We start from the raw sequence: 13,795 nt of genomic DNA on the forward strand, positions 1-13,795 counted from the left end.
TCTTGTCATAGTGAACTGCAAAGAGATCTGTCCCGGAACGTATCGCGGCAGGAGGAACACCGATGTATCTCGAGCGCTACACCCGAGTCAGATTTCTACTGGCCTTTTGGCTCTTCGTTCTCAGTGGCGTCGCATTTCTCGATCGCACAAACATCTCGATCGCCGGGATACAGATCAGTAGAGAGTATGGACTTGGGAATCAGCGTCTGGGTTGGATCTTCAGCGCGTTTCTCATTGGCTACGCGGGTTTTCAGCTTCCAGCTGGTTGGCTTGCGGCTCGCTTTGGCCCTCGCCGGGTTCTTACCCTCGGAGTTTTATGGTGGGGGATTGCGACAGCATTGACGGCGGTTCTGCCGTCAGGGATATCGCATGCCGTGGTTCTTTTGATCGCAATCCGCTTTGCACTCGGCGCGGGTGAAGCAGTGATCTATCCAGCGGCAAATCAATTCGTTGCCCGATGGGTTCCGGTTCACGAGCGAGGCTTCATCAACGGACTTATCTTTGCTGGTGTGGGCGCCGGCAGCGGCCTGACTCCGCCGCTACTGACGTGGCTCATCACCCATCACGGATGGCGTGCAGCCTTCTGGTTCAGTGCAATCGTGGGGTTGATCGCTGGATCGATCTGGTGGTACTACTCACGCGACACTCCGGAAGAGCACGCCGATGTCGGTCCCTTGGAGTTGAGCGAGATTCACGCCGGAATCAACGGAACCGTACAGGAGCAACGAGCCCTCAGCTCCGAGACAGTGGAGATCTCGTGGCGCGCAATCCTGCATCGCCGCGATCTTCCAGCACTGATGGTCGGCTACTTCAGCTTTGGCTATGTCGCCTGGATCTTCTTCAGCTGGTTCTTTCTTTACATGGCGCAGGTGCGGGGATTTGATCTGAAGTCCAGTGCTCGCTATTCGATGCTTCCATTCCTATCGATGACGATTTGTTGTTTGGCGGGTGGTGCAATCAGCGACAAACTGACGAATCTGTATGGGCTTCGTGTTGGTCGCGGTGTGCTGGCGGCAGTAGCTCTCTTTGCAACGGCCTGTTTTCTGGTGGTTGGATCGATGGTTCATAGCCCTCAGCTTGCAGGGGTTATCCTCGCAGGCGGGGCGGGAGCGCTCTACCTGTCACAGAGTTCGTTCTGGTCTGTTTCCATCGACATCGCAGGACGCAGCTCTGGCGTGTTTTCTAGCATAGTGAACATGGGAGGCCAAGTTGGAGGAGCCGTAACAGCGTCGCTCACCCCATGGATAGCGCAGCGGTTTGGCTGGACGACCTCTTTTGCCGTTGCTGCCATCCTGGCAGTCATTGGGGGGCTCTGCTGGCTGACGGTGCACCCAGAGCGCCCACTCGAAGCCAGCTAGTCGGCGTAGAACGGATTCTCTTGCAACATGGAGAAATATGTGTTCGCCTTGAAGAATCTAGACATTGATCAGGCGATTACATCCCGTTGGAGTGCAGCGTAATTCTTGCTCTGCCTCGGCAGCGTTGTCTCCATCCTCTGTAGCTGTGACTTCGTATGCCAGCGGGTTTCGTCGCGGCAGAAAACTGATTTTGCAGATTCTTCTTTGCCTCGCGGTATTCGCGAACGCTGCTTTGGCATCAGCTCCGTTCCGGCTCTCCGAGTATCAGAAGCAAGATTGGCAGATTGAAGACGGGCTGCCGGACAATAACGTTCGAATGATCGCGCAGCGGCCGGATGGTCTATTGTTGCTAGCGACTGGGTCAGGGCTCTCCACCTTTGACGGACAGCACTTTCACAATCTTCCAATCGTGGTTGGCGGCGTGGTTGATAACGAGGCCATCAATGCAGTGCTTCCAGAGGGCAATGACGATCTCTGGATCGGGACTGATGGCAGCGGGATACTGCACCGCACCGCATCCGGAACCGTTGCGATCAGCGAGCTCGCTGGCTTTCGCAACGAGCGCATCCGAACATTTCATCGGGACGCGCAAGGGGTACTGTGGATCGCGACTCAGAATGGGGTTGAGCGATATTTCAATAATCACCTCGAGGCGGTCTCAGGCGCTGGAATGATCTCGGGCGATATCACAACGCCCTTTGCCGAGGATGGTCACGGAGGCATGTTTTTCATTACCTCTTCAGGACTCTTCCATTGGCACGGCGGTACGGTGAAGCGATATCCCGTCACCACATCTGCCTCTGATACTGAGGTCGCAGTCTATCGCGATGCGGCACAGCACCTCTGGGTGGGGACGATGACCCATCTGGTGCAACTTGTTCCGCGCAAGTGTGCTTCATGCGACGCTGCTGAGTTCGATCCCGTCATACGTGCAACTCTTACGAGTCCAATCACAGACCTGCTCGGCGATGCTGCAGGAGATCTCTGGATGGGCACACGACACGATGGTGTGTGGCGATTCTCCGTTGATGGGCTCTCGCACTGGAACTCGCACAATGGACTACCTGACGATGCCATTCGAACGCTGTTTCTAGATGACGAGCAGAACCTTTGGGTAGGAATGCTCTCAGGAGGGCTGAGCCGTTGGCACAAAGGAGCGCTGGCGCCCTTCGGCGAACCCGAAGGTTTTCATGCATCCTACGCGGCCAGCGTTTTTTCCGACAGCCGAGGCGATCTGTGGCTGGGTTCATGGGGAAATGGACTGTTTCGTCGTCATAACGGACAGATCATTCCCGCAAATCCTCCAGGCATGCCAATCAGCGCTGCAATCCGTGCACTTGCCGAAGATAGAAAAGGACAAATCTGGATAGGGACATGGTTCAACGGTATCTACAGCTACGATGGCCACTCGTATCGTCATTACCTTCTAGGCAATGAGTCGCCAGGCAACGCTGTCAGCTCCATTCTTGCTGACAGCCATGGCGGTCTCTGGGTAGGCACCTATACCGGCGTGTTGTACTTTCCGCAAGGGCGGCCAGATCAACAAAAGCGCCAACAGTTTGTCGAGACAAAACTCATCACCTGCTTGATCGAGGATCGCGACGGCTCAGTTCTCGTGGGGACCAGCAACGGCCTCTATCGTGTACTCGACGGCACAGTATCGGAAGTTTCTGGCCTGCCCCATCCCTATGTGCTCTCGCTGGTGCTGGATAGCGGAGGATATCTCTGGGCAGGCACAAAGGCTGGCGGTATCGTCGCTATTCGGCAGGATCGCGCGATTGCCTTACCCCCCAGCGCCAACGCGCCATCCCTGCCGGTAAACACAGCAACAGAGGATCAGGACGGCCATCTGTGGCTCGGCACCTATCGAGGAATTGTCCGCCTCACGGTAGCTGAGCTGCATGCCACTATCGACGGCCGACAGCATCAGCTATCGGTCGTGACCCTGGGAAAGGCCGACGGAATGCGTTCGTCAGAGTGTGCCGGATCCTCAAAGCCTTCTTCCACACTGCAACCTGACGGAACCTTGTGGTTCGCAACGACGAAGAGCTTTGTGCATACGACAAATATTGCTGAAAAGCTCGGTGCGATAAGTCCGGCCGCAACCATCACAGGTTGGACACTATCAAATGACCCCGACGCCGCTGACTCTACTGCGAGAGCGGGCGATTCGCGGATCGAACTCGAAGCCGGCCAGCCAGACATTCTGTTTTTCTTCAATGCAAAGATGCTCTCAAATCCGTCACATGTAGAGTACCGATATCGGCTGTCAGGGTACGACGCAGAATGGACCAATACCGGCGCTCATGCTGCCCGCTATCGCCGCTTGCCACCAGGTTCATACCGATTTGAGGTGCAAGCCCGGGCTGGCGGAGAGGATTGGACCTCTGCGGTAAGTAGTATCGAAATAAAACAGAGACCGTACCTCTATCAAACGTGGTACTTTGCAGCCGGTCTGTCTCTCGCCGCCCTGGTTCTAGTGACACAATTGTTTCGCCGCAGGTTGCAGTTGATGAAGGGGAGGATGGGCATCGTGCTGGAAGAGAGGAACCGCATCTCGCGCGAGTGCCACGACACGCTGATGGCTGGGTTTGCTGCAATCTCATGGCAGTTGGAGGCGACCGCAAAGTTGTTTCGCGACAGCGATTCGAGTTCCACACCCGCTGCGCAGTCGTGCGAACTGGCCCGAAACATGGTGTCGCACTGCCAGGCGGAGGCGAGAAGAATTATCTGGGACTTGCGCGATGCAGATGAGGTCACCAATTTGCTGTCGCGAGCGTTTGGCCGCGTCCTCGAAGCAAATCCATTCGGGGAGACCATCAAGACCACTTTTGAAGTGGAGGGGGAGGAACAACCGCTTACTCCTGGCTGTGTTCATCATCTTGTATGTATCGGCCAGGAGGCGGTATCAAATGCAATTCGTCACGCAAATCCGTCCCGAATTCTTATTCTCTTGAAGTACGAAGCGGACTCACTAAGTCTGTCTATCTACGACGATGGTCGCGGTTTCCAGAACTCGGAGGCAAACGGTTCGCACCGTGGCCATTTTGGGATCCCAGTGATGGAAGAACGAGCTCGAAAGATCGGAGGAACCTTCCGATTGCAGACCTCAGCAGAGGCCGGCACAGAGGTCACAGTGAAAGTGTCCTTCAGTGCAGCTCGCCAGCCGCTAAGGCAGGAACAGCACGTTATAAGGTGGATAGGAATATGAAGCAGATCCGTGTGTTACTGATCGAAGATCATTTTCTCGCGCGTATGGCATTACACTCAGTGCTCGCCGGACACTCGCAGATCCAAGTCATAGGTGAGGCGAGTGACGGGGAGACGGGCGTTGAGCTGTACCGTAGCCTGCGTCCGGATGTAGTAGTGCTCGATCTACGGCTGCCACGACTGAGCGGCTTTGAGGTGATCGATCAGATTCGGAAGGAGTTTGCGTCCGCCCGAATTGTGGTGCTGTCGAACTATCAGGGGAGCGAAGATATATACCGCGCGGTCCGAAGTGGCGCAATGGCCTATCTCAACAAAGACGCAAGCGGAGAGCAGCTTTTCAACGCAATTCAGAATGTAGACCGAGGATTGAGATATCTTCCTCATCTTGCACTTGATCGTCTCGCGGAGCGTACGCCTGTTCTCGAACTCACCCCTCGCGAGCGTGAAGTGTTGGCGGGTATTACACGTGGACTGAGTAACCGGGAGATTGCAGAAGATCTCCACATTGCTGAGAAGACGGTGCGAATCCACGTCAGCTCATTGCTCGATAAAATGGGCGCCCGTGACCGGACTCAAGCGACGATCTACGCCTTTCAGCGTGGACTTGTCCACTTGAATTAGCTGGGGCTAGGGCATTTGTCCTAGCTAAAGACATGGCAACAGCCTAATGACAACCAGATGACTCCGTAATCAAATCCCTGTTAATCCTCAGCCTGGATTTGAGCCGTTTCCCCTGTCATGAGCGGGGCGCGGGATGCCGTAATTGCTCAGTGGGCCATTGCGGATGAAGTGATCAACTAACGGACATCTTTCGGAGGTCGTGCTGTGAACAAAGTTCTTCTATGGATTTGTTTGATATGTCTTGTTGACATATCGGGGGCATCAGCGCAGATCGCTAACAACACTGCACTGGTCGGGACGATCGTCGATGCAAGCGGAAGCTCTGTCGCCGGCGCACAGGTCACGGCCGTTGAAGAGGCAACCAAGGTCAAGTACGCGGCCACAACCAACGCTGAGGGCTACTACTCAATTACCTTCATCAAAAGCGGCGTATACGATCTCTCCGTCGAGAAGGGGGGATTCAAGAAGGAGCAGACAGTCGGTGTGCCTGTATCGGTTGACCTCGCTGTGCGCACAGACTTCAACTTGCACGTTGGATCTACTTCAGAGACCGTTACCATCACCGCCACGACCGCTCCGCTCTCTACGGACGACGCGAACCTTGGAGAGACATTTGCGACCAAACAGGTCGAGGATCTTCCCGTCCAGGGGCACAACGCGCTTGAGGTAGCCGCACTCGCTTCGAACGTGACGATCGGTTCGAAGACCAGCTACAGCGGAAACCCGCCCGGTGTCGATTTTATCGGGGCAGGTCAGCGTGAGACTCAAAACGATCTGACTCTCGATGGCGTCTCCATCATGAACAACCTTGGAAACGTCACACCTGCACGGCCCGGGACCGACATGATCTCAGAGGTGCAGATGCAGAGTGGTAACTATCCTGCACAGTACGGTGCCTATCTCGGCGTGCACATTAACCTGGTAAGCAAAGTCGGCACGAATGACTTTCATGGCGTCGTCTACGACTACATCAAGAATACGGCGTTAGACGCGCACAACTTTCTTGACTCTCCCACTCAGCCGAAGGCACCTTTGAACTACAACCAGTATGGATTCACACTTGGCGGCCCCGTCTGGATTCCAAAGCTCTACAACGGACGCAATAAGACTTTCTTTTTCGGCTCCTACGAGAAGCTTAATCAAAAAGCACAGAGCGCGGGCACCTCGACTGTAATGACGGCGGCGCAGGAGGCCGGAGACTTCTCGGCATTAGGCACTCTAAATTCTGATGGCACTTGTACGGGGATCTGTCTCAAAGATCCGTATAACAACAATGCTTACTACAAGAACAATCAAATTCCAATCAGTGAACTGTCGACTCCAGCTGCGTTGATTGCCAAAAAGTATGAGGCGTATATTCCGCTCCCGAATGCAGCAGGCATCAACAACAACCTGAACAATGCCTACTTCCCGAATAACCTGTTTATCGCGCAGACGCTGGAGCGTGTCGATGAAAATATCGGAGAGAAGGTGCGGATCTTCGTGCGCTATCACTGGCAGAACCTGACTTACGCCAATGGAAACCAGGTGCCGGTGGCCGGTGGATATGGGCCTGGGAATAGTCGAAACCTCGCTGTCGGCTATTCGCACGTCATTACCCCTCGACTCGTCAATGACTTTCACTTCGGTATCAACAAATTTCTCACAGACTCTCTCAACTACTGGTACGTGAATCACCTTCAGAGTGCAGGTACCGATCTTGGGATTCCTGGCTTCAACTTTGACACCCTAACGGGAAATCTTGGAGTTCCCAACGTTCAGCTAAGTAGTGCAAGCGGCATGAACATTGGCAACAATGGAACGAACTGGTTTCAGGACGATCGCACGCTCGATGGCTATGATCAGGTGAGCTACACTCGCGGCAGGCACAGCATCATGGCCGGTGTTGAGTTGCGCAAACTGACTCTTGGACGCGCAGCTACAAACGAATCCCTCGGCCTGTTCACGTTCAATGGCACTCTGACGGGCGACAGCCGCGCAGACTTTGCGCTGGGTCTGGCTGCAAGTGATCAGACGCCTGTAAATACCATCAAGGGTTCTGTCGCCGAGTGGCGTGACGGATTCTTTGTTCTCGATAACTGGCAAGCGACCTCCAAGTTGACCATCAACTATGGCCTGCGTTATGACTTGCCGACCGTCCCTTATAGTTTGAACGGCTATGCCCGGCTGTTGAACGCCAACGAGACCGCGTTGATTCCAGCCTCCACGGCACTCACCCCAAACACCTTCGTTCCAAATCCTGGATTTAAGCTTGCGAGCGCGACACACGACAACTGGGGCCCGCGTCTTGGAATCGCCTATCGGGCGACCGACAAGACGGTCATAAGGGGAGGGGCAGGGTTTTACTACAATGCCAATCAACTTAACAGCTTTACGTTGCTCAGCGGCAACTATCCACTGGGCGCCTTCGTCGGATACAGCACAACTGCCGCCAATCTTCTATCCTTCACAAATCCAACTCCTGGGGCGGGGAATGCTTCCCCGGTTGCCGGTACTCCCGGTACCTTTCAGAGTGCGGTTCAATACGACCCAAATAACAAGACACAACGCAGCTACCAGTGGAATGTGAGCGTAGGCCAGGAGTTGTGGAATGGAGCTGCCTTCGAGCTTCAGTATCTCGGCTCTCATTCGCTGCATCTGGATATCAGCGACTATACAAACCTTCCCTCGAACCCGATGGGCTCAAGCGTTGCGTCCTATGCCGCCAAGCCGACCCTCAATTCTCTGCGTCCAAACCCGCTCTTTGGATCGATCCGCGACCTGAATAATATCGCGTACTCTCACTACAACGGGCTGACGACCATCCTCCGGCAGAGACTCTTTCACGGAATTTCAGGGCAGGCAAGTTACACATGGTCTCACGATCTTGATATCGGTTCGGACTCGAACGGAGGCGGTACAGCCTCGCAACCATTCAATATCCGAGCCGACTACGGCAATGCCAACTGGGATATCCGCCATCGATTTGTCGGGGTATTGACCTATGATCTACCAGCCTTCAAAGGCAGCAACCGATGGGTTCAGGGAACTCTTGGAGGGTGGCAGTTGAACGACATCGTCAATCTGCAGACAGGCATGCCCTTCAACGTTGTACTCGGCTACAACAGCGCGGGCTTCGATCAAGGTACGACGAGGCCGAGTTTCGTCCATCAGGCTAGTGCTCACTGCAGTTTGCACAACTACATCACAGGAAATAAAACTTCGTGCATCGATACAACAGCCTACACACTTCCGGTAGCCCCGCAAACGCTGGGTGCCTCCGGAACTCCGGTTGCTTACAACTACGCCTTCGGAAATACCTCGAGAAATACTCTTCACGGACCCGGCTTCTCGTATGACAATCTGTCACTCTTCAAAGACTTTGGAATTCGGGAGCGTATGAAGATTCAGTTTCGTGCAGAGGCTATCAACGTGTTCAATCATCCTAGTGCAGCAAATCCAAACTCTTCGAACGGAGGCGGAAATCCAACTCTCAACGCGGCATCTCAGTCGAGTACTGCGGTGAGCTCCAGCGGATTTGGTCAGGTTATCGGCGTCCAGACTCTTCCTGGCGAATTGAGTGGAGCTCGTTCGCTGCAACTCGCAGGCAAGTTCATCTTTTAGGAGCTTGTTCCATTCAACAGCAGCCGGTATATCCACCGGCTGCTGCTCTTCTCACTTTGAAGGGAGTTTTAGACTTGGAAATAATGGATCACGCTTATCTTTCGAGGACCTATTATTTCGAAGAGGAGAACTATTGATCATGACCTCAAAGGCTGTTAGCCGGATTCGCCCGACCGTTGGCGTTGTCGTTGCAATCGTTCTTTGTTGTGCAATGCTTACATTGGCGCAGAAAGTGAGCGCCAATACACCAACAACGGCAACGGAGTATTCCTCAGATCCGGCAGCCATGATCGAGGCGTATCGTCACGTTGAAGCCGCTTCTGTCTCGGATGCGATCGAACAAATTCTGCATGAAAAGCGGTATATGTCGCATCGTATGCAGTCGGTGTTTCCAACCAAGTTCGCCGGGACCGCTCTCACCGTCAAGCTGGTCAAGCAGGAAAACCACGATCCCGCGGCGTTGAATGGGATGCTTCAAGCCATCGACTCAGGTCAACCGGGCTCTGTTTATGTCATGCAGGTGGAAGATGGAGCCGACGTCGCCGGCATGGGTGGCCTTATGGGTACGGCGATGTTTGCCAGGGGGTTCGCGGGTGCGGTCATCGATGGTGGAGTTCGCGATCTGCCTCAGCTCAAGCGCATCGGCTTTCCAGTCTATTCGACAGGACCGGTACCCTCTACTTCGGTGAGCCACTATCGCTTCGCCGGAGCGAATATTCCCGTCGTCTGCGATGGGGTTGCAGTTGCTGCCAACGATATTATTGTCGCCGACCAGGATGGAGTGGTGGTGGTGCCGAGTGAACACGCTGCTGAAATTCTTGTTCTTGCGCAAAAACTGGATAACAGCGAACACTCCATGTATCCCTTTATTGAAAAGTTTCATTCCATCACAGAGGCTGTCCGGCAGTTTGGCAGGATCTGATCGCACCCTAACGCCTCAACATTACGCAATGTTTTCAATCCGCTAAACGAAGGGAATCAGTCATGGAAAATCAGTCCAGAAGAGGTCTTCTCAAGACTGCCGCGAAGGCGGCCGCCGTAGCAACTGGAGGCGCAGCGCTGGCAGGAACGGCGATGGCTCAGGCAACCGGCAAGCCCGAGAAAAAGTCTTATCCACCCAAACCAGCCTCAGACCCGGTTCCTCTGTTCTCGAGTGCTGTCTCCTATGGCAACCTTCTCTTTCTAGCGGGAGTCGGTGCCCACTTTCAAGGGACGATTGAAGAGCACACGAAACATGTTCTCGATGAGCTCGAGAAGAATCTGATTGCAGCGGGCTCTTCCATGGAGAAAGTTCTCAAGGTCAATGTGTACTTAAACGACATCAACGACTGGGCAAAGATGAATACCGTCTACGCCGGCCGCTGGGGGAAGATTCCCCCTGTACGCACTACGGTCGCTCCAGCTGGGGGCATCCCAGGAAATTCACTCGTAGAGATAGATCTCATCGCCTACATCTGAACGCCGGCCGGCCCGTCGACGCACCTCCACCTGCACGATTCACTTAAGAAAAGGAAATGAGCTCTAATGTCTCTCTTTCGCACTGCACGATGGTCACGACGGGAAGTTCTCAAACAGTCAGGCATGCTCTCTGCTTTTAGCGCTGTGACTTCGATCTCACCCCTGGCTGCGTCGGCGCAGCAAAAAAGGTCTGCTTCACGGTCGATCGCCCACGAAGGTACGGAGACTGATAATCTCTTTACCCGAATTGGCGTTCGCCCCATCGTGAACGGTCGCGGCACCTTTACTATCATCAGCGGCTCCCGGTCTTTGCCTCAAGTGAAACAGGCGATGTACGACGCATCGTTTTATTTCGTCAACCTCGACGAGCTTATGGATGCCGTCGGAAAAGAGCTCGGGACGCTGACGGGGGCAGAGTGGGGAGTTGCTACGACCGGCTGTGAGGCCGCAATCGCGCTCGCTACCGTCGCATGTATCGCAGGAACCAATCCGGAAAAATCTCAGGCACTCCCTTACATTAAGGCCCGGGACCAGGTCATCATTCCAAAGCACTCTCGAAATCCCTACGACTTCGGCGTGCGCATGACGGGAGCAGAGATCGTCGAAGTCGACTCCGAAGAAGAACTGCGCAGCAAAATATCAGAGCGTACCGCAATGATCTACATTCTCTCCGGACCAGAGGCTGAGAAAGGCCCCTTGAGTATTCCCAATATCTGTTCGATCGCTAAGGAGAAAGCTATCCCGGTCTTCGTGGATGCTGCCGCCGAAGAGCCGCTCGTTCCTAACATTCACATTCAGCATGGAGCTTCGCTGGTCGGATACTCGGGCGGCAAGTGCATGCGCGGGCCGCAATCTTCCGGAATGCTGATCGGACAGAAAGATCTCTGTCGTGCCGCTTATTTCCAGGCAGCGCCTCATCATAACTATGGTCGTGCATTCAAATGCAGTAAGGAAGAGATTATGGGCCTGCTGGCTGCGGTGCGCCAGTGGTACAAACGCGACCACTCCGCAGAGCAGCAGGAGTGGCTCTCCTGGCTCCAACATATCGAGAGCCGGGTGAAAGAACTGCCCTCGGTCAAGACTGAGTACCTGCAGCCGGAAGATCTCTCCAACCGCTCGCCGCGCCTCCGAATACACTGGGATGCAAACGCCTTGAAGATCACGGGTACCGAACTTGTCGCGCGTCTTGATGCAGGCACGCCACGAATTCTTGTCGATAGTGGCAACGGCACTCGTCCTGCTCACATGGAGAGTTCCATCACCATCATGCCGTACATGATGGATCAAGGCGAAGAGCGGATCATCGCGAACGCCATCTACGAGGGCCTCACTAAACCTGGTCACTATGAAGATCCTGTCATTCCAGCCGGTGCCCCCGCGCCTGTAAATGGAAGATGGGATGTTGAGATTAACTATTCGCGCGGAGTCGGAGAGCAGCACTTCATTCTGGAGCAGAGCGGTGGCGATCTCACAGGTCAACAACACGGCGAGCTCTACAAAGCTGAACTGAAAGGCACGATTCACGCCAACCAGCTCGAACTACACAGCAATATGGCTGTTAGCGGAAACACAATTCCTTGGACCTTCAGCGGCTCAGTTGAGGGCAACACCATCGTCGGAACCGTCAACATGGGCGAGTATGGAGACGCAAGCTGGAAGGCCACGCGCGTCTGATCCAGACTGCTCCTGTCACTGATGATCCGTAGTATTCACACCGCCTAGACTAGCTAACTTCACGCATTCAAACTTTTCCGCGTCGTCACACACCGATTGAGGGGTCATGAGTCTGTATTCCTGGAAACACGGTATAGCGCTTTCCTGTTTGGTAATTTTCCTGACAACAATCCCCAGCCGCTTATGGGCTCAGAATACTTTGCCGGCATACGATCTGCTTCTGAGTAACGGCCACGTGCTCGATGATAAAAATCACATCGACGCCATCATGGATGTGGCTATCAAAGATGGCCACGTTGCAAAGGTCGCCGCTCACATTCCTTCAACGGATGCCCTGAAGACCATCGATGTTAAAGGGTTGTATGTTACTCCCGGACTTATCGATCTTCATGTTCATGTCTACGCTGGAACAGGCGAACGTAACTCTTATGCCGGTGATAATAGTGTCCCGCCAGATGGCTTCACTTTCCGAGTCGGCGTAACGACTGTAGTTGACGCGGGATGTTCCGGCTGGCGTAACTTCGAAGACTTCAAAGACCGCATCATCGATCGTTCGAAGACCAGGGTCTTTGCGATGCTCAACATCGTAGGCGCAGGCATGCGCGGAGGAAAGTACGAGCAGAACACCGCGGACATGGATGGCGTTGCAACTGCCGGGATGGCGCTCAAGTATCCCAACACAATCGTTGGGATCAAGACGGCACACTTTGAAGGTCCCGAGTGGATCCCGGTCGAGCAGGCCGTGATCGCTGGGACCCGTGCAAACATTCCCGTCATGGTCGACTTCGGCACCGATCGTCCAACCCGGCCGATCTACGATCTAATGACACAGAAGCTTCGACCTGGCGATATATACACTCACATGTACTCGGGTCTCCGTCACGAGCAGGACCCTGTCACTCTCGGCCCAAGCAAAGCTCTCGTAGAGGGTCGCAAGCGCGGAATCTACTTTGACGTGGGCCAGGGAGGCGGCAGCTTTAAATGGTCGCTCGCAGTTCCAATGATCAAGGATGGATTTATCCCTGATTCCATCTCGACTGATCTTCACATCACCAGCATGAACGCGGCTATGAAAGACGAGTTGAACGTCGCCGATAAGATCATGGCCGCGGGCGTGCCGCTCAAGGAAATTGTTGCAGAGATGACCTCTCATCCTGCCCGGGAGATACGTCACGAAGAGCTTGGAAATCTCTCTGAAGGATCGATTGCGGACGTCGCAGTGCTTCGCCTGGAAAAGGGCAAGTTTGGGTTTACCGACATGGTGAACTCGCGCCTGGATGGCAATCAGAAGCTCATCTGCGAACTCACCATTAAAGACGGAAAGATCGTTTACGACCTAAACGGAATCAGTGCCAACCTGTGGACAGCCAAGCTCGACCCCAACGAAAAAGAAGCCTATCGATGGAGCACCTTCGCTCCTCGCCCCCACGCTGGAGCAGGTACAGATACTGAACACTAAATATTTTGATGGTCGGATAGCTTTTCTGCATGTTCTGCCTAGAGGCATCCACGACGGTCACGTTTTGAGTCCCCCCATGGATTGCGCATGACGATGCTCTGCGTCGTTCCGGACTCGATTGCCACGGTGGTCAACAGTCCACTTTCTATCTGCACATGAGCTTTGCTATTGCCGTGGATGTAGACCGTTCCAGAGACGTTCCAGTTGCTGGACGGCCATCCTGGGGCGATACGGAGCAGACCGTCATAATCCTGAACTAAGGCCTCTTGCAGGGCGTTAGCGACCATAGCATTGAACTCATCATAGAAGAGGCATTGGTTCTCCCAGCCACTACATCTCCGAGGCCGGACGGAAAGCTTTGGAAGCTGGATAGACGCTGCTGGCGTCACAATCTGTTTGTAAAGTGTTTGAA

The 13,795-nt window shown here is 54.3% G+C and carries 9 protein-coding genes; 8 read left to right on the forward strand and 1 reads right to left on the reverse strand.

Annotation, left to right across the window (positions count from 1 at the left end):
• Positions 1-62: 62 nt before the first annotated feature.
• From GSQ94_RS06855 to GSQ94_RS06890, 8 genes are all read left to right on the forward strand, one after another.
• Positions 63-1,358 carry an MFS transporter gene (locus GSQ94_RS06855; RefSeq protein WP_158942824.1) on the forward strand — a complete coding sequence of 432 codons (1,296 nt, stop codon included), beginning with the start codon at positions 63-65 and terminating at the stop codon, positions 1,356-1,358.
• A 190-nt stretch (positions 1,359-1,548) separates the two neighbouring features.
• Complete coding sequence (locus tag GSQ94_RS06860) at positions 1,549-4,569, forward strand: sensor histidine kinase (protein WP_254063703.1); 3,021 nt, start codon at positions 1,549-1,551, stop codon at positions 4,567-4,569.
• Positions 4,566-5,189, forward strand: a complete 624-nt coding sequence (locus GSQ94_RS06865; protein ID WP_158942826.1) for a response regulator transcription factor — start codon at positions 4,566-4,568, stop codon at positions 5,187-5,189. Before GSQ94_RS06860 ends, GSQ94_RS06865 begins: the two co-directional genes overlap by 4 nt.
• Positions 5,190-5,420: 231 nt before the next feature.
• Complete coding sequence (locus GSQ94_RS06870; RefSeq protein ID WP_254063704.1) at positions 5,421-8,792, forward strand: TonB-dependent receptor; 3,372 nt, start codon at positions 5,421-5,423, stop codon at positions 8,790-8,792.
• A 139-nt stretch (positions 8,793-8,931) separates the two neighbouring features.
• Complete coding sequence (locus tag GSQ94_RS06875; RefSeq protein ID WP_254063705.1) at positions 8,932-9,714, forward strand: RraA family protein; 783 nt, start codon at positions 8,932-8,934, stop codon at positions 9,712-9,714.
• 62 nt (positions 9,715-9,776) lie between these two features.
• Complete coding sequence (locus tag GSQ94_RS06880) at positions 9,777-10,250, forward strand: RidA family protein (RefSeq protein WP_158942830.1); 474 nt, start codon at positions 9,777-9,779, stop codon at positions 10,248-10,250.
• A 66-nt stretch (positions 10,251-10,316) separates the two neighbouring features.
• Positions 10,317-11,924, forward strand: coding sequence for a PLP-dependent transferase (locus GSQ94_RS06885; RefSeq protein WP_158942832.1), 1,608 nt, complete (start codon positions 10,317-10,319; stop codon positions 11,922-11,924).
• 106 nt (positions 11,925-12,030) lie between these two features.
• On the forward strand, positions 12,031-13,383 hold the full coding sequence (locus GSQ94_RS06890; protein WP_158942834.1) for an amidohydrolase/deacetylase family metallohydrolase: 1,353 nt from the start codon (positions 12,031-12,033) through the stop codon (positions 13,381-13,383).
• A 38-nt stretch (positions 13,384-13,421) separates the two neighbouring features.
• Here GSQ94_RS06890 and GSQ94_RS06895 read toward each other — a convergent pair whose 3' ends face one another.
• Entirely contained in the window at positions 13,422-13,670 is a 249-nt protein-coding gene (locus GSQ94_RS06895; protein ID WP_158942836.1) for a hypothetical protein, read from the reverse strand.
• Positions 13,671-13,795 lie beyond the last annotated feature (125 nt).

Source organism: Granulicella sp. S190, assembly GCF_009766095.1.
Classification (GTDB): domain Bacteria; phylum Acidobacteriota; class Terriglobia; order Terriglobales; family Acidobacteriaceae; genus Edaphobacter.

Excerpts from the sequence above, each read along its gene's own strand:
- GSQ94_RS06855 (WP_158942824.1), top strand. The coding sequence starts at position 63 with ATGTATCTCGAGCGCTACACCCGAGTCAGATTTCTACTGGCCTTTTGG.
- GSQ94_RS06865 (WP_158942826.1), top strand. The coding sequence starts at position 4,566 with ATGAAGCAGATCCGTGTGTTACTGATCGAAGATCATTTTCTCGCGCGT.
- GSQ94_RS06875 (WP_254063705.1), top strand. The coding sequence starts at position 8,932 with ATGACCTCAAAGGCTGTTAGCCGGATTCGCCCGACCGTTGGCGTTGTC.
- GSQ94_RS06880 (WP_158942830.1), top strand. The coding sequence starts at position 9,777 with ATGGAAAATCAGTCCAGAAGAGGTCTTCTCAAGACTGCCGCGAAGGCG.
- GSQ94_RS06885 (WP_158942832.1), top strand. The coding sequence starts at position 10,317 with ATGTCTCTCTTTCGCACTGCACGATGGTCACGACGGGAAGTTCTCAAA.
- GSQ94_RS06890 (WP_158942834.1), top strand. The coding sequence starts at position 12,031 with ATGAGTCTGTATTCCTGGAAACACGGTATAGCGCTTTCCTGTTTGGTA.
- GSQ94_RS06895 (WP_158942836.1), bottom strand. The coding sequence starts at position 13,670 with ATGGTCGCTAACGCCCTGCAAGAGGCCTTAGTTCAGGATTATGACGGT.